This is a genomic window from Lactococcus sp. FSL K6-0773, from assembly GCF_038006485.1.
GTDB lineage: Bacteria > Bacillota > Bacilli > Lactobacillales > Streptococcaceae > Lactococcus > Lactococcus lactis.
The window spans coordinates 2262553-2285065 of record NZ_JBBOVF010000001.1; the positions used below are offsets into that span (position 1 = coordinate 2262553).

General features: G+C 38.9%; 14 protein-coding genes, 8 tRNA genes and 3 rRNA genes. 24 read left to right on the top strand and 1 reads right to left on the bottom strand.

The features are described from left to right. Positions 1 to 54 precede the first annotated feature (54 nt). From MHB61_RS11375 to MHB61_RS11465, 19 genes are all read left to right on the top strand, one after another. Positions 55 to 372: an ATP cone domain-containing protein gene (locus tag MHB61_RS11375; protein WP_004254946.1), complete on the top strand. Its 318-nt coding sequence runs from the start codon at positions 55 to 57 to the stop codon at positions 370 to 372. Positions 373 to 915: 543 nt separating this feature from the next. Further along, positions 916 to 2856, top strand: coding sequence for a threonine--tRNA ligase (gene thrS, locus MHB61_RS11380; protein ID WP_004254953.1), 1941 nt, complete (start codon positions 916 to 918; stop codon positions 2854 to 2856). Between the two features lie 106 nt (positions 2857 to 2962). Beyond that, a complete protein-coding gene (locus MHB61_RS11385) occupies positions 2963 to 3622 on the top strand; it encodes a trimeric intracellular cation channel family protein (protein WP_004254956.1) in 660 nt (219 codons plus the stop codon). 262 nt (positions 3623 to 3884) lie between these two features. After that, a 16S ribosomal RNA gene (locus MHB61_RS11390) occupies positions 3885 to 5431 on the top strand. Between the two features lie 93 nt (positions 5432 to 5524). Then, a tRNA-Ala gene (locus MHB61_RS11395) sits at positions 5525 to 5597 on the top strand. A 138-nt stretch (positions 5598 to 5735) separates the two neighbouring features. Next, positions 5736 to 8636: ribosomal RNA gene (locus tag MHB61_RS11400) — 23S ribosomal RNA — on the top strand. Between the two features lie 83 nt (positions 8637 to 8719). Then, positions 8720 to 8835: ribosomal RNA gene (gene rrf / locus MHB61_RS11405) — 5S ribosomal RNA — on the top strand. The 16S, 23S and 5S rRNA genes sit together here with 8 tRNA genes alongside, the layout of an rRNA operon. A 3-nt stretch (positions 8836 to 8838) precedes the next feature. After that, positions 8839 to 8911 (top strand) — tRNA-Val (locus MHB61_RS11410). A 29-nt stretch (positions 8912 to 8940) separates the two neighbouring features. Further along, a tRNA-Asp gene (locus MHB61_RS11415) sits at positions 8941 to 9013 on the top strand. Positions 9014 to 9030: 17 nt separating this feature from the next. After that, positions 9031 to 9103: transfer RNA gene (locus MHB61_RS11420), tRNA-Lys, on the top strand. A gap of 8 nt (positions 9104 to 9111) precedes the next feature. Next, positions 9112 to 9193, top strand: a tRNA-Leu gene (locus tag MHB61_RS11425). A 12-nt stretch (positions 9194 to 9205) separates the two neighbouring features. Beyond that, positions 9206 to 9278: transfer RNA gene (locus tag MHB61_RS11430), tRNA-Thr, on the top strand. Positions 9279 to 9303: 25 nt separating this feature from the next. Beyond that, positions 9304 to 9375: transfer RNA gene (locus MHB61_RS11435), tRNA-Gly, on the top strand. Between the two features lie 35 nt (positions 9376 to 9410). Next, positions 9411 to 9496: transfer RNA gene (locus MHB61_RS11440), tRNA-Leu, on the top strand. 182 nt (positions 9497 to 9678) lie between these two features. Further along, complete coding sequence (locus MHB61_RS11445; RefSeq protein WP_003131457.1) at positions 9679 to 10575, top strand: class II fructose-bisphosphate aldolase; 897 nt, start codon at positions 9679 to 9681, stop codon at positions 10573 to 10575. A 973-nt stretch (positions 10576 to 11548) separates the two neighbouring features. Beyond that, entirely contained in the window at positions 11549 to 13084 is a 1536-nt protein-coding gene (locus MHB61_RS11450) for an amidase domain-containing protein (RefSeq protein WP_373962036.1), read from the top strand. A gap of 213 nt (positions 13085 to 13297) precedes the next feature. Continuing rightward, positions 13298 to 14413, top strand: coding sequence for a DUF4097 family beta strand repeat-containing protein (locus tag MHB61_RS11455; RefSeq protein WP_003131459.1), 1116 nt, complete (start codon positions 13298 to 13300; stop codon positions 14411 to 14413). Between the two features lie 61 nt (positions 14414 to 14474). Continuing rightward, positions 14475 to 14678 carry a PspC domain-containing protein gene (locus MHB61_RS11460; protein WP_003131460.1) on the top strand — a complete coding sequence of 68 codons (204 nt, stop codon included), beginning with the start codon at positions 14475 to 14477 and terminating at the stop codon, positions 14676 to 14678. A gap of 28 nt (positions 14679 to 14706) precedes the next feature. Then, positions 14707 to 15171 (top strand): PspC domain-containing protein, encoded by a 465-nt coding sequence (locus tag MHB61_RS11465; RefSeq protein ID WP_137016312.1) that lies wholly within the window; start codon positions 14707 to 14709, stop codon positions 15169 to 15171. A 106-nt stretch (positions 15172 to 15277) separates the two neighbouring features. Here MHB61_RS11465 and MHB61_RS11470 read toward each other — a convergent pair whose 3' ends face one another. Then, entirely contained in the window at positions 15278 to 16030 is a 753-nt protein-coding gene (locus MHB61_RS11470) for a biotin--[acetyl-CoA-carboxylase] ligase (RefSeq protein ID WP_003131462.1), read from the bottom strand. Positions 16031 to 16282: 252 nt separating this feature from the next. On the opposite strand from MHB61_RS11470, the gene MHB61_RS11475 reads away from it, so the two are divergent. From MHB61_RS11475 to gmk, 5 genes are all read left to right on the top strand, one after another. Beyond that, positions 16283 to 17476: an SAM-dependent methyltransferase gene (locus MHB61_RS11475; RefSeq protein WP_003131464.1), complete on the top strand. Its 1194-nt coding sequence runs from the start codon at positions 16283 to 16285 to the stop codon at positions 17474 to 17476. A gap of 325 nt (positions 17477 to 17801) precedes the next feature. Continuing rightward, entirely contained in the window at positions 17802 to 19001 is a 1200-nt protein-coding gene (gene metK, locus MHB61_RS11480; protein WP_003131465.1) for a methionine adenosyltransferase, read from the top strand. Between the two features lie 104 nt (positions 19002 to 19105). Then, positions 19106 to 19819 (top strand): glucosamine-6-phosphate deaminase, encoded by a 714-nt coding sequence (locus MHB61_RS11485; protein ID WP_003131466.1) that lies wholly within the window; start codon positions 19106 to 19108, stop codon positions 19817 to 19819. 230 nt (positions 19820 to 20049) lie between these two features. Then, complete coding sequence (gene rny / locus MHB61_RS11490; protein ID WP_003131467.1) at positions 20050 to 21645, top strand: ribonuclease Y; 1596 nt, start codon at positions 20050 to 20052, stop codon at positions 21643 to 21645. Positions 21646 to 21792: 147 nt separating this feature from the next. Continuing rightward, a complete protein-coding gene (gene gmk / locus MHB61_RS11495) occupies positions 21793 to 22410 on the top strand; it encodes a guanylate kinase (protein WP_003131468.1) in 618 nt (205 codons plus the stop codon). Positions 22411 to 22513 lie beyond the last annotated feature (103 nt).

Below are 22513 nucleotides of genomic sequence, written 5' to 3' on the forward strand. Positions count from 1 at the left end.
CGAAAAATTTGGTATAATAGTATTGTAAGAAGATTAAAAAATAAGGAGAAATTGATGCAAGCAAAATTAGTTAATAAAGTAGTTATCAAACGTAATGGACATGTCGTTGACTGGGATAGCTTCCGCATTCAAACGGCAGTATTCAAAGCTGCAATCAATGGTAAATACAAAGATAAACCGCTCCACGCCAATATGATTGCTAATAATGTAACAAAAGTCGTTGAAAAAGTAATTGCTGAGCTCTCTTTTGAAAAAATTGAGATTGAAACGATTCAAAACCAAGTGATAAAACAACTCAATGATTTTGATAAAGATGTGGCACGCGATTTTCTTGCTTACAAAACAAAGCAAAATATTGAGCAAAGACATTAATATAAAAAGAACTCATTGAGTTCTTTTTTACTCGTCAGTAAAAATTACTGACAGAACTTTTAATCTTGGGCTGTCAGTAATTTTATTTAGTATAATTTCCTTCTTGACAAATTTTAGGTCAAGCTTTACAATATAAAAAGAGACATGTTTTTAGTGAAAATTTCTAAGAAATCAGGCGGTTGATGCGAGCCTGAAAATGGCAGCTAAAAATACCACTCACTACTTACAGACTTTTTGTAAGTTAAATTCTTTTTTGGACAACAGAAAAGCGTCTCTGACACGTTACGTCAAAGAAGAGAAATTTACTGACAGCAATTTTATAGCTAAAAATTGAGCACTTTTGTAAGCAATAATTGCTAGAAAGAGCTTAACGAATTTTGTCAGCAAATAGAACAAAGGTGGTAACACGCAAGTAGCGTCCTTTATAGGATGAGATTTGCGTTTTTTTATTTCCATAAATTATTGACAAGACTTTTAACAAGTAATTCGGATTTTTCTGTCAGTAATTTCCAACTAAAAAAAGATTAAAGAAAGGCACATAAAATGATTAAAATAACATTTCCAGACGGTAACGTAAAAGAATTTGAGGCGGGCGTAACAACATTTGAAATTGCTAAATCAATCTCACCTAGTCTTGCCAAAAAAACACTTGCAGGTAAGGTCAACGGAAAATTGATTGATGCCACTCGAGCAATCAATGAAGATAGCAACTTTGAAATTGTAACACCAGACCATGAAGATGCACTTGGAATTTTACGACATTCAGCTGCTCACCTTTTTGCTCAAGCAGCAAAACGCCATTTCCCTGATATTCACTTGGGTGTTGGACCAGCTATTCAAGATGGTTTCTATTACGATACAGATAACGAAGCCGGTCAAATTTCAAATGATGATTTGGCAACAATTGAAGCTGAAATGAAGAAAATTGTTAAAGAAAACTTCAAATCAGAACGTAAAGAAGTAAGCAAAGAAGAAGCAAAAGAAATTTTTGCAAATGATCCATACAAACTCGAACTCATTGAAGAACACAATGAAGATGAAGGTGGACTTACTATCTATACTCAAGGTGAATATACTGACCTTTGCCGCGGCCCACACGTTCCATCAACTGGTGTCATCAAATTTTTCCACCTTCTCAACGTTGCAGGTGCTTACTGGCGCGGTAATTCTGATAACAAGATGATGCAACGTATTTACGGTACAGCTTGGTTTACAAAAGAAGAATTAGAAGAAAATCTTAAACTTCGTGAAGAAGCAAAAGAACGTGACCACCGTAAACTCGGTCGCGAACTTGACTTGTTCTTTAATGACGCAGAACTTGGTGCGGGAACTGCTTACTGGCTCCCAGCTGGAGCAACAATTCGTCGAATTATTGAACGTTTTGTCGTTGACCAAGAGGTGAAAAACGGTTATCAACACGTTATCACACCAGTCATGATGAACCTTAATACTTATAAACAATCAGGTCACTGGCAACATTACCATGAAGATATGTATCCACCAATGGATATGGGTGATGGCGAAGAAATGGAACTTCGTCCAATGAACTGTCCGAGCCATATTGCTATCTATAAACATCACGTTCACTCTTATCGTGAACTCCCAATTCGTATTGCTGAATTTGGGATGATGCACCGTTATGAAAAATCAGGAGCACTTTCAGGACTTCAACGTGTCCGCGAAATGACTTTGAATGATGGTCATACTTTCGTCATGTTAGAACAAGTTCAAGAAGAATTTAGTAAAATTCTTCAATTGATTATGGACATGTACCGTGACTTTGGAATCAATGATTACAGCTTCCGACTCAGCTACCGTGACCCTAAAGATACAGTGAAGTATTTCCCAGATGATGAAATGTGGGAAAAATCTCAAGCCATGCTCAAAGCGACAATGGATGACATGAATCTTGACTACGTTGAAGCAGAAGGAGAAGCAGCATTTTACGGTCCTAAACTTGACATTCAAGTTAAAACTGCGCTTGGTAATGAAGAAACACTTTCAACTATTCAGTTGGACTTCCTTAATCCTGAAAACTTTGACATTTCGTATATCGGTGCTGACGGGGAAAAACATCGCCCAGTAATGATTCACCGTGGCGTAATCTCAACACTTGAACGTTTCATTGCCTACCTTATCGAAGTTTATAAAGGTGCTTTCCCAACATGGCTCGCTCCAACTCAAGCAACCATTATCCCAGTAAATAATGAAATTCATGCCGATTACGCATGGAAAATTCAACGTGAACTTCAAGATAAAGGATTCCGCGTTGTTGTCGATGAAGCCAATGAAAAAATGGGCTGGAAGATTCGTCAATCACAAACACACAAAATTCCATATCAAATCGTTATTGGAGACCAAGAACAAGCTGATGGAACTGTAAATATTCGTCGTTATGGCTCAAAAGAAACAAAAGTCATTCCGCTTGAAGAATTTATTGAAAATATCAGCGCAGATGTTGCTAATTTTAGCCGCGTTGATTAAAGAAAAAGAGACTGTTGAAAATCAGTCTCTTTTTTATTTATATTGGAGAATTATAGGGTATAATAAATTGTATTAAAAAGATTATTAAGGTGAAGTATAAAGGGATATGGAAGTGATTAGCAGTTTTTATTTATTTTTGGAAATTTTAGGAACCGTAGCATTCGCTATTTCGGGGACCGTGGTGGGGATCAATCATAAACTAGATATTTTTGGTATTCTTGTGATGTCAGTAATAACAGCAGTTGGTGGTGGGATATTTCGAGATTTACTCTTAGGAGCAACACCTCCTACAGCATTAAAATCGCCATTTTTTATAGTTATTTCGATTATTGCATCAATAGTAGCTATGCTTGTAGCACTAATAATTAAATCAAGAAGAGAAGCATTGAGTATTTTTAAAGCAGCACGTTTCTACAATAATCTTCTCTTAGTTTCTGATGCCATAGGTCTAGGAATTTTTACTGTATTAGGGATTGATGCCGGAATAGCACATGGTTATTCACAAAATATCTTCTTCATTGTATTCTTAGGAGTATTGACAGGTGTCGGTGGTGGAATGATACGCGATGTGATTGCAAATCAAGTTCCGATGATTTTTAGAGAAAACATCTATGCCCTACCATGTATTATTGGTGGAATTCTATATGTATACCTTCAATCGGTAATCAGCCATAACTTAGCTTTGTTTATTTCTGTCATCTTTATCGTTCTCATCAGAATCATTTCGGAACAAAGAAAACTAAATTTACCAAGAATCGAATATTAATGTATTTAATAAAACATGACAACCGTGGGATTTTCCGGATGTAAGATAAAAAAAGGTATAAAAGTCACAGTTAATTCTTGACAAGTTTAGTTAGGTTTGATAGAATATAATAGTTGTCGCAAGAGACGAGAGTCTTGAAGCGATAAGCTAGACCATTGAAAACTGAATAAAGAAGAATGACTCATGTGATGTAGTAAGATACATCAAAAATCTGTCAATCAATAATGAAAGACAAGCCAGTCACTAAGGTGACTTAAATACTTTATTTGAGAGTTTGATCCTGGCTCAGGACGAACGCTGGCGGCGTGCCTAATACATGCAAGTTGAGCGCTGAAGGTTGGTACTTGTACCAACTGGATGAGCAGCGAACGGGTGAGTAACGCGTGGGGAATCTGCCTTTGAGCGGGGGACAACATTTGGAAACGAATGCTAATACCGCATAAAAACTTTAAACACAAGTTTTAAGTTTGAAAGATGCAATTGCATCACTCAAAGATGATCCCGCGTTGTATTAGCTAGTTGGTGAGGTAAAGGCTCACCAAGGCGATGATACATAGCCGACCTGAGAGGGTGATCGGCCACATTGGGACTGAGACACGGCCCAAACTCCTACGGGAGGCAGCAGTAGGGAATCTTCGGCAATGGACGAAAGTCTGACCGAGCAACGCCGCGTGAGTGAAGAAGGTTTTCGGATCGTAAAACTCTGTTGGTAGAGAAGAACGTTGGTGAGAGTGGAAAGCTCATCAAGTGACGGTAACTACCCAGAAAGGGACGGCTAACTACGTGCCAGCAGCCGCGGTAATACGTAGGTCCCGAGCGTTGTCCGGATTTATTGGGCGTAAAGCGAGCGCAGGTGGTTTATTAAGTCTGGTGTAAAAGGCAGTGGCTCAACCATTGTATGCATTGGAAACTGGTAGACTTGAGTGCAGGAGAGGAGAGTGGAATTCCATGTGTAGCGGTGAAATGCGTAGATATATGGAGGAACACCGGTGGCGAAAGCGGCTCTCTGGCCTGTAACTGACACTGAGGCTCGAAAGCGTGGGGAGCAAACAGGATTAGATACCCTGGTAGTCCACGCCGTAAACGATGAGTGCTAGATGTAGGGAGCTATAAGTTCTCTGTATCGCAGCTAACGCAATAAGCACTCCGCCTGGGGAGTACGACCGCAAGGTTGAAACTCAAAGGAATTGACGGGGGCCCGCACAAGCGGTGGAGCATGTGGTTTAATTCGAAGCAACGCGAAGAACCTTACCAGGTCTTGACATACTCGTGCTATTCCTAGAGATAGGAAGTTCCTTCGGGACACGGGATACAGGTGGTGCATGGTTGTCGTCAGCTCGTGTCGTGAGATGTTGGGTTAAGTCCCGCAACGAGCGCAACCCCTATTGTTAGTTGCCATCATTAAGTTGGGCACTCTAACGAGACTGCCGGTGATAAACCGGAGGAAGGTGGGGATGACGTCAAATCATCATGCCCCTTATGACCTGGGCTACACACGTGCTACAATGGATGGTACAACGAGTCGCGAGACAGTGATGTTTAGCTAATCTCTTAAAACCATTCTCAGTTCGGATTGTAGGCTGCAACTCGCCTACATGAAGTCGGAATCGCTAGTAATCGCGGATCAGCACGCCGCGGTGAATACGTTCCCGGGCCTTGTACACACCGCCCGTCACACCACGGGAGTTGGGAGTACCCGAAGTAGGTTGCCTAACCGCAAGGAGGGCGCTTCCTAAGGTAAGACCGATGACTGGGGTGAAGTCGTAACAAGGTAGCCGTATCGGAAGGTGCGGCTGGATCACCTCCTTTCTAAGGAATATATACAAAGACATGAGCATTCAACTTTATTCAGTTTTGAGGGGTTTAGTGATAAACCTAAGCAAGAATCAAATTCTTGATTGTGGGGCCTTAGCTCAGCTGGGAGAGCGCCTGCTTTGCACGCAGGAGGTCAGCGGTTCGATCCCGCTAGGCTCCATTGTCAGACAAGACGTTAAAATCACTTGAACATTGAAAACTAAATAACAATATCTAATAACGATAAATAAACCAAAAGCTGTGAATTTTAAAGAATTTACAAACTTATACTTGAAAAACGATGATTATAAATCATCATGGCAAAGTTAATAAGGGCGCACGGTGGATGCCTTGGCACTAAGAGCCGATGAAGGACGTGACTAACGACGATATTCTAGGGGGAGCAGTAAGTACGCATTGATCCCTAGGTCTCCGAATGGGGAAACCCAGCTGCTACTAGCAGTTATTCATGAGTGAATACATAGCTCATGTAAAGGTAACGCAGAGAACTGAAACATCTAAGTACCTGCAGGAAGAGAAAGTAAAAACGATTTCGTAAGTAGCGGCGAGCGAACGCGAAGAAGGGCAAACCAAGAAGCTTGCTTCTTGGGGTTGTAGGACTGCAACGTGGACTTAAGCATTATAGTCGAATAACCTGGGAAGGTTAATCAAAGAGGGTAATAATCCCGTAGACGAAATAGCGCTTATACCTAGCAGTATCCTGAGTAGGGCTGGACACGCGAAATCCAGTTTGAATCCGGGAGGACCATCTCCCAACCCTAAATACTCCTTAGTGACCGATAGTGAACCAGTACCGTGAGGGAAAGGTGAAAAGAACCCCGAGAGGGGAGTGAAATAGCACCTGAAACCGTGTGCCTACAAGAAGTTCGAGCCCGTTAATGGGTGAGAGCGTGCCTTTTGTAGAATGAACCGGCGAGTTACGTTATGATGCGAGGTTAAGTTGAAGAGACGGAGCCGTAGGGAAACCGAGTCTGAATAGGGCGACTTAGTATCATGATGTAGACCCGAAACCTAGTGACCTATCCATGAGCAGGGTGAAGGTGTGGTAAGACGCACTGGAGGCCCGAACCAGGACACGTTGAAAAGTGTTTGGATGACTTGTGGATAGCGGAGAAATTCCAAACGAACTGGGAGATAGCTGGTTCTCTCCGAAATAGCTTTAGGGCTAGCGTCGAAATGTAAGTGTATTGGAGGTAGAGCACTGTTTGGGTGAGGGGTCCGTCTAGGATTACCAATCTCAGATAAACTCCGAATGCTAATACACATGTTCGGCAGTCAGACTGCGAGTGCTAAGATCCGTAGTCGAAAGGGAAACAGCCCAGACCAACAGCTAAGGTCCCAAAATATATGTTAAGTGGAAAAGGATGTGGGGTTGCACAGACAACTAGGATGTTAGCTCAGAAGCAGCTATCATTCAAAGAGTGCGTAATAGCTCACTAGTCGAGTGACCCTGCGCCGAAAATGTACCGGGGCTAAACATATTACCGAAGCTTTGGATTGATATTTTATCAATGGTAGGAGAGCGTTCTTAACCGCGATGAAGGTATACCGTGAGGAGTGCTGGAGCGTTAAGAAGTGAGAATGCCGGTATGAGTAGCGCAAGATAAGTGAGAATCTTATCCACCGTAAGACTAAGGTTTCCAGGGGAAGGCTCGTCCGCCCTGGGTTAGTCGGGACCTAAGGCGAGGCCGAAAGGCGTAGTCGATGGACAACTGGTTGATATTCCAGTACTAGATATGATCGTGATGGAGGGACGCAGTAGGCTAAGAGATGCCAGTTAATGGATTCTGGTCTAAGCAGTGAGGTGTGAGATGTGTCAAATGCATTTCTCTTTAACATTGAGCTGTGATGGGGAAGCAACTACGGTTGCGAACTCTCTGATGTCACACTGCCAAGAAAAGCTTCTAGCGTAAAGTCATATCTACCCGTACCGCAAACCGACACAGGTAGTCGAGGCGAGTAGCCTCAGGTGATCGAGAGAACTCTCGTTAAGGAACTCGGCAAAATAGCCCCGTAACTTCGGGAGAAGGGGTGCTGGTGTAAAAGCCAGCCGCAGTGAATAGGCCCAAGCAACTGTTTATCAAAAACACAGCTCTCTGCTAAACCGCAAGGTGATGTATAGGGGGTGACGCCTGCCCGGTGCTGGAAGGTTAAGAGGAGTGCTTAGACGTAAGTCGAAGGTATGAATTGAAGCCCCAGTAAACGGCGGCCGTAACTATAACGGTCCTAAGGTAGCGAAATTCCTTGTCGGGTAAGTTCCGACCCGCACGAAAGGCGTAATGATTTGGGCACTGTCTCAACGAGAGACTCGGTGAAATTTTAGTACCTGTGAAGATGCAGGTTACCCGCGACAGGACGGAAAGACCCCATGGAGCTTTACTGTAGTTTGATATTGAGTACCTGTAAGTCATGTACAGGATAGGTAGGAGCCATTGAAATAGGGACGCTAGTTTCTATTGAGGCGTTGTTGGGATACTACCCTTGACTTATGGTTACTCTAACCCGCTGGCATAATCGGCCAGGGAGACAGTGTCTGACGGACAGTTTGACTGGGGCGGTCGCCTCCTAAAGAGTAACGGAGGCGCTCAAAGGTTGGCTCAGATTGGTTGGAAATCAATCGTAGAGTGTAAAGGTAAAAGCCAGCTTGACTGCGAGAGCTACAACTCGAGCAGGTAGGAAACTAGGACTTAGTGATCCGGTGGTACCGCATGGAAGGGCCATCGCTCAACGGATAAAAGCTACCCTGGGGATAACAGGCTTATCTCCCCCAAGAGTTCACATCGACGGGGAGGTTTGGCACCTCGATGTCGGCTCGTCGCATCCTGGGGCTGTAGTCGGTCCCAAGGGTTGGGCTGTTCGCCCATTAAAGCGGCACGCGAGCTGGGTTCAGAACGTCGTGAGACAGTTCGGTCCCTATCCGTCGCGGGCGTAGGTAATTTGAGAGGATCTGTCCTTAGTACGAGAGGACCGGGATGGACTTACCGCTGGTGTACCAGTTGTTCCGCCAGGAGCACGGCTGGATAGCTATGTAGGGAAGGGATAAGCGCTGAAAGCATCTAAGTGCGAAGCCCACCTCAAGATGAGATTACCCATTCGTAAGAATTAAGAGCCCAGAGAGATGATCTGGTAGATAGGCTGGAAGTGGAAGAGTTGCGAGACTTGGAGCGGACCAGTACTAATCGCTCGAGGACTTTACCAAAAGAGTCAAATATAATATGCTTATGGTTTAAAAGTTAGAAGAATTGTTATTTAGTTTTGAATGTTCAAGGTAACATTTAATGATTTGGTCATCATTGCGATGGAGATACACCTGTTCCCATGTCGAACACAGAAGTTAAGTCCATCTACGGCGGAAGTACTTGGGGGTTGCCCCCTGGGAGATAGGCGAGTGGCCAAGTTTTGGGAGTTTAGCTCAGCTGGGAGAGCATCTGCCTTACAAGCAGAGGGTCAGCGGTTCGATCCCGTTAACTCCCATTGGTTGTTTCAGCCATTAAGTGAATAAAGGTTCTGTAGTGTAGCGGTTATCACGTCGCCCTGTCACGGCGAAGATCGCGGGTTCGATTCCCGTCAGAACCGTTAGTAGAAATACTAATGACTCGTTAGCTCAGTTGGTAGAGCATTTGACTTTTAATCAAAGGGTCGCTGGTTCGAGCCCAGCACGGGTCATAATCCTAGCGGATGTGGCGGAATTGGCAGACGCACTAGATTTAGGATCTAGCGCTTAACGGCGTGGGGGTTCAAGTCCCTTCATCCGCATACTAGGTATTAGCCGACTTAGCTCAGTTGGTAGAGCATCTGATTTGTAATCAGAGGGTCGCGTGTTCGAATCATGTAGTCGGCATTGTCGTAAGACACAAAGTTTAAGTGCGAACGTAGTTCAGGGGTAGAACACAACCTTGCCATGGTTGGGGTCGCGAGTTCGAATCTCGTCGTTCGCTTGATAATTCTCCCAAGTGGGAGTTTTTGTATAATACCCGGGGTGGCGGAACTGGCAGACGCACAGGACTTAAAATCCTGCGAGGGGTAACCTTCGTACCGGTTCGAAACCGGTCCTCGGGATATGCTAAGATTAATAGTTATTAAACTATTAATCTTTTTTTATCTTTCTTTATCTTTCTTTATCTTTCTTTAAGAATGGCTTAATAAAGCGGTTACTTTGTATTTTTGCGAGCTTGGACTAGAAAAATACTTCACAAAATGCTATACTAGGTAAGTAATAAAATATTCGGAGGAATTTTGAAATGGCAATCGTTTCAGCAGAAAAATTCGTACAAGCCGCTCGTGATAACGGATACGCTATCGGTGGTTTCAACACAAACAACCTTGAATGGACTCAAGCTATCTTGCGTGCAGCAGAAGCTAAAAAGACTCCAGTATTGATCCAAACTTCTATGGGTGCGGCTAAATACATGGGTGGTTACAAAATGTGTAAACTCCTCATTGAAACTCTTGTAGAATCAATGGGAATCACAGTTCCAGTTGCTATTCACCTTGACCACGGTCATTTTGATGATGCTTTGGAATGTATCGAAGTTGGTTACTCATCATTGATGTTTGATGGTTCACATCTTCCAATCGAAGAAAACCTTAAACTTGCTGAAGAAGTAATCGCTAAAGCTCATGCTAAAGGCATCTCAGTTGAATGTGAAGTTGGTTCAATTGGTGGTGAAGAAGACGGTATCGTTGGTGAAGGTGAACTTGCTCCTATCGATGATGCAGTTGCAATGGCTAAACTTGGTGTTGACTTCCTTGCAGCAGGTATCGGTAACATTCACGGTCCTTACCCAGAAAACTGGAAAGGTCTTCACATCGATCACCTTGAAAAATTGAACAAAGCACTTGTTGAAGCTATGGGACACAATGTGCCAATCGTACTTCACGGTGGTTCTGGTATCCCTGATGATCAAATCAGAGAAGCTATCGCTAATGGTGTAGCTAAAGTTAACGTTAATACTGAATGCCAACTTGCTTTCGCAGCTGCTACTCGTAAATTCGTTAATGAATTTGATGCTAATGAAGCAGAATACATGAAGAAAAAACTTTTCGACCCACGTAAATTCTTGAAACCTGGTTTCGATGCAATTACTGCGTCTGTTGAAGAACGTATCGATGTATTCGGTTCAGCTAACAAAGCTTAATCAACTTTTAAAACATGATTAAATAAACGTTTGTCATTTATGATGGACGTTTTTTTATTTTTCAATTTGCTTTGATATAGCATAAGGTTCTATCTTAGTATATATGTTCAACAAGTATTTTCGATTTTATCCATTATGTGCTAGTAAAAAACTTTATCTGGTTGTTGGAAATCTATCATTGCTTACAGAATGATGAAAGAAAATTTGATTTTAACAAATTGGCACATTGAATTCCTGATTGGGCCAGAAGAATGCTTGTCTTACAAAAATATTTTGTCTAATTTACGAATAATCTGGTATAAGCTTTATTGATTTGAACTATTATACAGCAAAAGAGTGTACTCTAGTAATTCCTTCATTAATTGTTCTTAGGATATTTGAAATTTCTCCTTTAAAAGACATTTGAGAGGGACTAAAAAAAATGAATATAAGAATCTATTTTATGCGAATGCTACCTTTTTAAAATATTACCTAGATGAAGATAAGAAGAGTTGTGAAATATGAGCGGACGATGTATAAGGTTTTTTGACTGAATTTGATTTTTCTACATTATTAAATTTGTAATAAATATATTATTTTTTAGTAATTTTACTTAGAAATATAAGATAAAGAGAACAGAATATTTTTTAGAGACGATAGTAGTCATTTGTTTTAGAGAGAGCACGGGTTAATTCAACTAAGTCATAAACAACTTATTATAAAATATGATTAAATATGGCTTTGTCACTTATGAAGGACATTTTTTATATGATTTTGCTACTAGCTATATCGTATAATAATTTTTTCAAATAAAAATGGAAATGTGTTCAATAAATAAAAGTGATTAATTTGACTTGCTTATTTTTAAATGTTACAATTGTGTAAAAGTAGATGTCTTGAAAGAAATGATGTTGAAATTATAATACATACCATGGAGGATTAACTAAAATTGACTAATAATGATAAAACTAAGCGCTTAAAAAAGGAAAAATTTATTGCGGGAACAGCGCTGATTTTAGGAATGACGACTTTTGGCGTGGCTGGCCATGCTGATGGAGTAACTGTTGGAAGTAGTTCAGATGCATCATCAAGCACAGGTAGCTCAAGTTCATCATCAAGCACAGGTAGCTCAAGTTCATCATCAAGCACAGGTAGCTCAAGTTCATCATCAAGCACAGGTAGCTCAAGTTCATCATCAGGTACAGGGGGTTCAAGTTCATCATCAAGTACAGGTAGCTCAAGCTCATCATCAAATTCAAATGCTTCAAGTTCATCGTCAAGTACAGGTAATTCAAGTTCATCATCAAAACCAAGTACTTCAGGTTCGACATCAAAACCAAGTAATCCAAGTTCATCAACAAATAATAATTCAACTAGTAATTCCTCTACAACAACTCAAGCACCATCAACTTCAGTTTCTACCATAGCTCCTTCAGCATCAACTTCTACAGTTGCACCCTCTAATTATTCACAGGATAATGCCTACTATCAAACATCAACTGCAGCACAAATTCCTAATTCTTCAGCAGATTCAGCTCCTTCTATTTACGCTGGCCCTGTTTTGAAAACAATTGAAGCAGCTAAGTCAATTGATAAAATTGATACTTCTAGTACAGAAGCCTTTATTAAAAGTATTGCAGACCGCGTGAGAATTTTAGCTGGTAAGAATAATTTGTATGCATCAATTATCTTGGCACAGGCGATTTTAGAATCTGGTTCTGGTCAAAGTAATATGAGTCAGCAGTATTTTAATATTTTCAATATTACAGGTGCTTATTTAGGAAAATCAATTTCATTTAAGACGGAAGAATTTTCGGGAAATAATCCTTATTATATTGAACAAAGTTTTAGAGTTTATAGTAATTATGACCAAGCCTTGGATGATTATATTAATTTAATGATTAAAGGGACAACTTGGAACTCAGAAATTTATGCTGGCGCATGGAAGTCACATGCTAAGACTTACCAAGAGGCGGCTCAAGCATTGCAAGGAATTTTTGCTACTGACCCAGCATATGCACAAAAATTAATTGAAATTATTCAAGAATATAAATTAGATGCTTATGATAATGTTGATAGTACAACACAAGTTGTAGATAGTAAAATTCCTGAAAGTCCATTGGTGGCATCAAAATTAGATAATTCAGCTTATCCAGAATATAATGGGGTAGAATATCCAGGTGCTGATAGTTATGCTTTTGGTAATTGTACACAGTATGTTTATAACCGTATCATTCAATTAGGTGGGCTCGTTGGAACACATATGGGAAATGGTGGAGAATGGGGAATTAATGCCCAAGCTCAAGGTTATTTCACAACAACTGTTCCAACTGAGGGTTATGCTGTTAGCTTCCCACCAGGAGTAGCTGGTTCAAGTTCAGAATATGGTCACGTAGCTTTTGTTGAAAAGGTTTATTCAGATAACTCTATTCTCGTTTCAGAGATGAATGTTAAAGGTAATAATATTGTCAGCGAACGCCATATTTCTGCTGGTGTAGCTGCTTTGGCAACTTATATTCAACCTAAATAATTACTGACAAAATTAATTAGTGGTTCTGTCAGTAAAATAGGAGTATTGAATCTTTTATTTAGTTAAAAAAAGAAGATGTTAAAAATCAGCCCAAAGGCTGATTTTTATTTGGTAAAAGTTTGAGATAATAAGTGTACGAGATAAAGATAATCTCAATAAAAAAAGTTTTTAAGATATTGAATGCTTGAATGAGCAGAGAAAGGATCTAAAAAAATGGCTAATAAAAAAGATAGAATTATGGATTTGATGCGTCGTGGAATTATCACGGAAGATGAAGCTTTAGAATTACTTGAAAAAAATGGTTCAGTGAATGGAGAAGCTTCTGATGATAAAACTGAGAACAAAGAATTCACATATACAGATAAAGAAGGATATGTTAATCACGATGTAGATTTTCCTGATGCAATGAAAAATGTTGCAGAAAGTTTGTTTGCTAGAGGTAAAGAAATTTTCCAAGGGGTTGCAAAATCTGTTGATGATAATATTGATTTTTCAAAAGGATTTCCTAAGGTTAAATCAATTTCTCACACTGTAGAAAAAGATATCAACGAAGATTTCAAAAATGTTAATCTTAATCTTAAGAGTGGTAAAGTAAATATTTTACCGGGTGAAAATGCCCATGTAAAAGTAGAATATAAAATTTACGGGGCAGTTGAAGATGGTAATGTAGAAGCTTACATTGCTGAAAAAACTAAACTTGAAGTTGAAGATGATGTGCTTGAAATTGAAGCAAATGGTCGAATTTCTGCGGATATTGAACTTTACTTACCAGTAAAAGAATATGAAAATATTGAGATTAATACACCTCATGCAGAACTTAAAGTTGAAAAAATTTCCAGTCAAAAAATGAATATTAATCTTATGAACGGAAATGCTGAAGTGCTTGAAGTAAACAGCGATGAGTTGAAGATTAACAATAAGAATGGTGAAATCAAAGTAATTGATGGCACGAATTCAGATTTAGAATTAACTGGAGTTAATGGTAATATCAGAATTACAACTGCTTTTGAATCTGGTGATGTCTCACTCGTAAACGGAAATATTTTGCTGACCGAAAAAACAGGAACGGCTCACAAATTAAATCTTAAAAATGTGAATGGCGATATCAAAGTTTCTGTACCAGAAAGTTTGGGCTTGGTTGGTCATGTTCGCACAATCTTTGGCGGATATAAGACACGTTTAAATCTTGATAGTCCTTTTGAAGCTGGCCGTAATGGAGCAGCGATTGTCCGTCAAGGTGCTGAGTCATTAACCTTTGAATTTGAAACAAAATCAGGAACGATTTGGCTTAAAGATACTGAAACTACTGACAAAGAAGAAACTGAATAAAATTTTACTGACAGAAATTTTATAAGAGTTCTGTCAGTAAATTTGAAAAGAAAGGTGAGAAATGGCTAAGAAAACTCTGAAAAGATCAAGTAGCAATCGAGTCATCGCAGGAACCGTCGGGGGACTTGGTGAATACTTTGGCTTGAGCCGTACAGTAATTAATGTAATTCGGGTTCTGATTGTGCTTGGTACTTTCGGAAGTTGGGGAACATTACTCATTGTTTATGTGATTGCGAGTCTATTGATGACACCGTCACAAGGTTAATTCAACGATTATGAAGAAAGGATAAATTATGTCTCAAAGACAATTAACAAAATCAGTGACAAATCGTAGAGTCAGTGGTGTCATTGCAGGGATTGCAGAATATTTTGGTCTGGGTCGTGATGTTGTGACGATTCTACGTATCCTATTTGTTGTTCTGGCTTTTGGAAGCTGGGGCGGATTGATTCCATTGTATTTCGTAGCAAGTTGGATTATTCCAAGTGCTAGACCACGAAATTACTATGATGATTCAGAAGATGATTATCAAGAAAAATGGAATCGTAAAGCGCAACATTTTGATGAAAAAATGGATCGTTGGTCAGAACGTTATTCAGATAAAATGAATAATTGGGCACGTCGTTATGAAGATAAAGGACGTCAAAATCAACAAGATTCAAACCAATGGGGAAATCCATGGGATGAACCAAAAAGTCGTAAGACTAAGGAAGCACAACCAGTTGAAAAAGAAAAAGAAGATGAATGGTCAGATTTCTAAAAAAGTTACTGACAGAAAGTTCTGTCAGTAAAATAATTCTGGTCCACCATGACCAAAAACTGGCCTCCTATATAATATAATAATAATAACTGAAAAAATGGACTGATTAAGTCCATTTTTTTAGTGAGATTTCGCCACTGGAAAGTATTTTTTGCTGACCATTATCTAAATTTACGATAAGCTCACCTTTAGGGGTTAAATCTGTGGCTCTTCCGGAAAAAGTTTGTCCAGATTGAACAAATTCAACTTGTTTGCCGAGAATAAATGAGTGAGATTTATAAATTTCAAAAAATGAACCCTCTGATAAACGATGAAATTCAGACCAGATTTCGGCAATTAATTCCGAACGACTGATGTTTGCTTGTTCATTATAAAATAAAGAAGTGGCTCTTTCTTCGATTTCAGTTGGAAATTGGGAAATAGAAAAATTAATTCCGACACCAATGATAACTTGAGCTTCTTGAGTTGGATTAAGTGATGTTTCGGCAAGAATACCAACAAATTTTTGATCGTCTAGATAAATATCGTTAACCCATTTAATTTGAGGCTTTTTGTCAGTTAATTTTTCGATTGCTGACACAATGGCAGCTCCTGTCAGCAGAGTGAACTCTGGAAGTTTTTCTAGTTCAACTTTGGGCTTGAGTGACAAACTCATATAAATTCCGCCAGACGGCGCAGCAAAATACTGACGGCCAAAACGACCATAAGTTTTATTTTGTCTTTCAGTTAAATAAAGACAATTTTCTTGTCCGTCTAATTTAGCATCTTTTTGAGTTGATTCAGATTCAGCGACAATTTTTACATCGGTCAGCCAAGGATTTTTTTGTAAAATAATAGATTTTTCAAGTTTGTCGTTCATTTTTTTATTATACCATGTGAAGTCGACTGCAAGCGAGAGAAAAAATTAGGAAATTACGTTTCTGTACTTGCGCAAGTTCAAAGTTATCTATTTTTTATAGTCTAGGAGACTGACCTCGGTTATGGGCAAAATCTTTAGCAATTTACTGACAATGAAAATTTTCAGAAAAATCTAACGATAGTAAGTATTTGACTTTCAATAATCTACGGAGTATAGTTTTATTAGAACAATGTTAGGAAAGGGAAGAATAACTTGGTATTTGAAAAAACAGTTTTGAACAAAGCACTTGCAGTTGCTTTCGATATCCCCATTGCAGTAACTTATTGGGATGGAAAAACAGAAAAGTATGGTGAGGGAGAAACGCAAGTTCACATTACTTTTAATAAAAAATTCTCATTTAGTGAATTGAGCTCAATGCCAACCTTAGTATTGGCTGAAGCTTACATGAATGAAGAAATTGAAATTGAGGGGAGCATTCAAGAGCTTGTTACCTCAGCATATCGTAAGGCTGGTAGCTTTTTAACAGACCAATCTGGTATTGGGAAATCAATGATAAAACTTTTGGGAAATCATTCTCAAAAACAATCTCGTGAAGATATTCATAGTCATTATGATATTGGGAATGACTTTTATAACAAATGGCTTGACCCAACGATGACTTATTCATGTGCTTATTTTGAACATGAAGATATGACTTTGGAAGAAGCACAAATTGCTAAAGTTCATCATATTTTGGACAAACTCGATAGTAAACCTGGGGGACGTTTGCTTGATATTGGTTGTGGCTGGGGAACTTTGATGTTTAAGGCTGTTCAAGAATATGGCCTTTCAGCAGTCGGAGTGACACTCTCAGAAGAACAATATTATTATGTTCGCAAAAAAGCGGATGATTTGGGACTTTCTGATAAAGTGAAAGTTTATTTGGTTGATTATCGTGACCTCAAAGAAGAACCTTTTGATTACATTACATCTGTCGGAATGTTTGAACATGTTGGGAAAGAAAATTTGGAAATGTATTTCCAAAAAGTTTCTGATTATCTCAAACCAAACGGTCGTGCATTGATTCATGGTATTACTGGACAACATCGCGGTGCTGGTGTGGATCCATTTATTGAAAAATACATTTTCCCTGGAGGTTATATTCCAAATATCGCTGAAAATGTTGAACATATTATGACTGCTGGTTTGCAAATGGATGATCTTGAACCTCTTCGTCGTCATTATCAAAAAACGCTTGAAATTTGGAATGAAAATTATCTCGAAGTTTTTGATGAAGTAGAAAAAGAAATGGGTAGACCATTTGCAAGGATGTGGACACTTTATCTTCAAGCCTGCGCTGCAAGTTTTGAAGCTGGAAATATTGATGTTGTTCAATATCTTTTGACTAAAGGTGCTTCAGGTCAAGGTTTGCCAATGACCCGCGAATACATGTTTAAAAAACATTAAGTTTGACAATTGATAAGTTGAAAAACAAGACCATTCAGCATTTCGGGTTTGAATTATCATAAGGACAACTTATTTAAAATTTATCAGTAGATTTATTTTAGAATCATGTAAAGGAAAGAGTGCATTTTTTCCAAAAAAGAGGTAAAATAAGAGAGTTACGAGTCCCGAAAGGATTTGATTTATTTTAAAAATTACTGATGAAAATACTAGCATCTCCGTAAGCGCTGAAGCGCCAACGGCTATCCTATGAAGGTTTTTCGTCAGCAAATATTAGATAAGTTTAAAGACGCCTTGTAACCAAAATTTAGATTGGGGGACATTTTTAATGTCAGAAAAACATTTATTTACATCAGAATCAGTATCAGAAGGCCATCCAGATAAGGTTGCAGACCAAATCTCAGATGCCATTCTTGATGCCATTCTCGCACAAGACCCACATGCACACGTTGCTTGTGAAACGGTCGTATATACAGGGACGGTCAATGTCTTTGGTGAAATCTCAACATCAGCTTATGTTGATATTGCTCATGTCGTTCGTGAAACAATCAAAAAAATTGGCTATACAGATAGCGAAAATGGATTTGATTATAAATCAGTGGGCGTTCACGTCTCACTTGTTGAGCAATCAAGCGATATTGCACAAGGGGTAAATGAAGCCGAAGAAGTTCGCGATAAAAATGGCCAATTAGTTGACCCGCTTGATTTGATTGGTGCTGGTGACCAAGGAATGATGTTCGGTTTTGCGACTAACGAAACTGCCGAATATATGCCACTCGCCATCTCACTTTCACATAAATTAGTTAAAAAATTAGCTGATTTACGTAAATCAGGTGAAATTTCATACTTGCGTCCTGATGCAAAATCACAAGTAACTGTAGAATATGATGATAATGGCAAAGCAAAACGCATTGACACAGTCGTTATTTCTACTCAACATGCTGCGTCAGCAACAAACGAAGAAATTCACGATGATGTGATTAATAAAGTCATCAAGGCTGTTATTCCAGCTGAACTTTTAGATGATGAAACTAAATACTTCATCAATCCAACAGGACGTTTTGTTATTGGTGGTCCTCAAGGGGATTCAGGCTTGACTGGACGTAAAATTATTGTTGATACTTATGGTGGGTATGCTCCCCACGGTGGTGGAGCTTTCTCTGGTAAGGATGCAACAAAAGTTGACCGTTCAGCTTCTTACGCAGCACGTTATGTAGCCAAAAATATTGTGGCAGCTGGACTTGCAGAAAAAGCGCAAATTCAACTTTCATACGCTATTGGTGTTGCGACACCAACGTCAATCAATGTTGATACTTTTGGCACAGGTAAAGTCTCAGATGATGAACTTTTAGCAGCAATTCGTAAAGTATTTGATCTTCGCCCAGCAGGAATTATTCAAATGCTTGACTTACTCCGTCCTATTTACGGACAAACAGCAGCTTACGGGCATTTCGGCCGTACAGATGTAGAATTACCATGGGAACAAACAGATAAGGTTGAAGAACTTAAAACAGCTCTTAAAAAATAATAAAAAAAGCGGATTTCCGCTTTTTTTATTTTCAACGAGTAGAATTGCTTTAAATAGAATACTTAATCCTGTAAAATAGAAGTAACAAGAAAAAAGGAGCTTCTATGAAAAAAATAATCACTAAAGATTACGCCACAATGAGTGAACTTGCTGCAGCGATTGTTCTTGATAAGATGATGCTTTCAAAAAGGGTAAATCTTTCGCTTACAGCGGGAAATACCCCTCTTGGAATGTATGAAATTCTTATTGATAAACTCCAAAAAATGAATTTTGATCGCTCAAATATCCATTATTACAATTTTGATGAAGTACCACTTGCTGGTGAACGCTATGGATTAACAATGAGTGCTTTAAAGACAGCTTTTTATGATCGAGTACATATTGATGATGGTAATCTTCATGAATTAAATGCTCAAAATAATCAAGTTTTTGATCAAAAAATCTTACAGGACGGTGGGATTGATTTGATTGTTATGGGGATAGGAGAAGATGGTCATTTTTGTGCAAATATGCCTGGACATACAAGCTTTGAGCGAGAAATTTTTGCTGTTCCATTTGAAGAAGGGGATGAGATTTATCAGTCAATCAAAAATTTGACAGATAAAGAACCGGCTTCTCCTTATGTCACTTTTGGTCCACGAACAGTTCTAGCTAGCAAGCAACTTTTAGTTTTTGCTGACGGAAAAAAGAAAGCAGAGATTATGAAAAAAGTTCTTGAGGGGCCAATCACAGAAGAAATTCCAGCTTCTATTTTACGGACGCATCCAAATGTTACTTTTATTTTGGATGAAGAAGCCGCTGCTTTACTTGAAAATTAGTTGATGAAGACAGTTAGTAAAATAACTGTTTTTATTTATTCGTAAAGGAGGTCAATTTATGATGACATAATTGACTCTAAATTATTCTGAAAGCGTTACACTATCTTTCATTGAATAATGAGCCTTAAAATGATATAATAAATGAGTGTTTTACTATGTAAAATACATTAATTTATAATCAAACTGTGAGTAGAATTTATTGGAATTACTACTGACTTTAGAGGAGACTAATGGACATTATTTCTATCGTTCTCTTGGTCTTATTGGTTGTATTAGTTGTCGCATTTATTTTTTACGCTCAAAATATAAAGAAAAATAAGCAGGATGCTGAATCTCTTTTTAATGAAGCTGAAAATAAAGCAAATGAGGTGATGGCGAATGCTAAACGTGAGGCGGAGTCTTTGAAAATGGAGGCTGAAGCCTTCAAAAAAGAAGCCCGTTACACCCTTCGTGAAGAAGAACAAAAGCAGCGTCGTGAAATCGAAGATGAATTTAAGCAAGAACGTCAGGAGTTAAAGGAGACTGAAAAGCGCCTAAAACAACGTGAAGAAATCTTAGACCGTAAGGATGATACCTTAACGAAAAAAGAAGAAAACTTAGATTCTAAAGAGGAGAACCTCGTTAGAAAAACTGATACGCTCAGTAAGCGAGAAGAACAATTAGCGCATATTGAAGAAAAGAAACGACTAGAATTGGAGCGTATTTCAAATTTGAGCACAGATGATGCTCGTGAAATTATTTTGAGTGAAACTCGAGATGGTTTGACAAAAGAAATGGCTCAAATTATTCGTCAAAGCGAAGAAAAAGCTCAAGTTGAAGCAGATAAGCGAGCTAAAAATATTATCTCACTTGCTATTCAACGCGTTTCATCTGATTCTGTAGCTGAACAAACTGTTTCAGTTGTCAATTTACCAGACGACGGTATGAAAGGTCGGATTATCGGTCGTGAAGGTCGTAATATTCGTACTTTTGAAGCTTTGACTGGGATTGATGTCATCATTGATGATACGCCAGAAGCAGTTGTACTTTCAGGATTTGACCCAATTCGTCGTGAAATTGCTCGTATGACTCTTGAACAATTAGTTCAAGATGGTCGAATTCATCCAGCGCGAATTGAAGAGTTGGTTGAGAAAAACCGCAAAGCACTTGATCATAAAATGCGTGAATATGGTGAACAAGCAGCCTTTGAAGTTGGGGCGCATAACTTGCATCCTGACTTGATGAAGATTATGGGACGTTTGCATTTCCGTACTTCATATGGACAAAATGTACTTGATCACTCAGTCGAAGTTGCTCATATTGCTGGTAATTTGGCTGGCGAAATGGGAGAAAATGTGGCACTTGCTAAACGTGCAGGTTTCTTGCATGATATTGGTAAAGCACTTGACCATGAAGTTGAGGGAAGCCACGTTGAAATTGGAACAGAACTTGCGCGTAAGTACAAGGAAAATCCAATTGTCATCAATACAATTGCGAGTCACCACGGTGATACAGAACCTTTGAGTAACATTGCGGTACTTGTTGCAGCGGCTGATGCTTTGTCAGCAGCACGTCCTGGAGCTCGTCGTGAATCAATTGAAAATTACATCAAACGTTTGAAAGACCTTGAAGCAATTTCAACAAGCTTTGAAGGTGTGGAAACAGCATTTGCCTTGCAAGCTGGACGCGAAATTCGTGTAATGGTTAAACCAGAAAAATTAACGGATGACCAAATTGTGATTTTGGCGCGTGATGTGAAAAATCGAATTGAGGATGAAATGGATTATCCTGGTAATATCAAGATTACTGTTATCCGTGAAACTCGAGCGATTGACTATGCAAAATAAAAAACTGTCTTTTGACAGTTTTTTTGTGTCTTATTACAAAATTATATTTCTTTTTTATTACAAAAGCTAGTTTTAAGAGCTAGCTTTTGATAGAATGAATTTAATCGTTGATTAAGAGATGGAATTAGAGATATATCGGAGGAAAAAATGCGTGAGCGTGGTTTATTAATTGTTTTTTCTGGACCTTCTGGTGTTGGAAAAGGAACAGTTCGTGCTAAAATTTTTGAGAGTGAAAACAACTTTGAATATTCAGTGTCAATGACAACGCGTAAGCAACGTCCTGGCGAAGTAGATGGAAAAGATTATTATTTCCGGACACGTGATGAATTTGAAGAAATGATTCGCAATGGTCAGATGCTGGAATATGCTGAATATGTTGGAAATTATTACGGCACACCTTTAACTTATGTCAATCAGACATTGGACGAAGGAAAAGATGTTTTTCTAGAAATTGAAGTGCAAGGTGCGCTTCAAGTGAAGGAAAAAGTTCCAGATGGTGTTTTTGTCTTCTTGACTCCACCAGATTTGGAAGAATTGCGTGGACGTTTAGTTGGACGTGGGACAGATTCAGCTGAAGTCATTGCTTCACGACTTGAAAAAGCAAAAGAAGAAATTCGCTTGATGAGTGAATATGATTATGCCGTCGTTAATGACAAAGTTGAACTTGCTGCCGAACGTGTTAAGAAGATTATTGAAGCTGAACATTACCGAGTGGACCGCGTGATTGAACGCTACGTTCATATGATTGATGATGTGAAAGTTTGATTTAATTGGAAAAATTACTGACAGATTTATCAGTTTAATGCGAAGGAGCTATCAATTCTACTGATAGTCCTGCCAGAAATGATTAAGTTGATAAATTTTACTG

Coding starts and splice junctions, on each gene's coding strand:
- MHB61_RS11385 (WP_004254956.1), top strand. CDS start 2,963: ATGGAAGTGATTAGCAGTTTTTATTTATTTTTGGAAATTTTAGGAACC.
- MHB61_RS11465 (WP_137016312.1), top strand. CDS start 14,707: ATGTCTCAAAGACAATTAACAAAATCAGTGACAAATCGTAGAGTCAGT.
- MHB61_RS11445 (WP_003131457.1), top strand. CDS start 9,679: ATGGCAATCGTTTCAGCAGAAAAATTCGTACAAGCCGCTCGTGATAAC.
- MHB61_RS11470 (WP_003131462.1), bottom strand. CDS start 16,030: ATGAACGACAAACTTGAAAAATCTATTATTTTACAAAAAAATCCTTGG.
- rny (WP_003131467.1), top strand. CDS start 20,050: ATGGACATTATTTCTATCGTTCTCTTGGTCTTATTGGTTGTATTAGTT.
- MHB61_RS11485 (WP_003131466.1), top strand. CDS start 19,106: ATGAAAAAAATAATCACTAAAGATTACGCCACAATGAGTGAACTTGCT.
- MHB61_RS11375 (WP_004254946.1), top strand. CDS start 55: ATGCAAGCAAAATTAGTTAATAAAGTAGTTATCAAACGTAATGGACAT.
- MHB61_RS11455 (WP_003131459.1), top strand. CDS start 13,298: ATGGCTAATAAAAAAGATAGAATTATGGATTTGATGCGTCGTGGAATT.
- gmk (WP_003131468.1), top strand. CDS start 21,793: ATGCGTGAGCGTGGTTTATTAATTGTTTTTTCTGGACCTTCTGGTGTT.
- MHB61_RS11460 (WP_003131460.1), top strand. CDS start 14,475: ATGGCTAAGAAAACTCTGAAAAGATCAAGTAGCAATCGAGTCATCGCA.
- metK (WP_003131465.1), top strand. CDS start 17,802: ATGTCAGAAAAACATTTATTTACATCAGAATCAGTATCAGAAGGCCAT.
- thrS (WP_004254953.1), top strand. CDS start 916: ATGATTAAAATAACATTTCCAGACGGTAACGTAAAAGAATTTGAGGCG.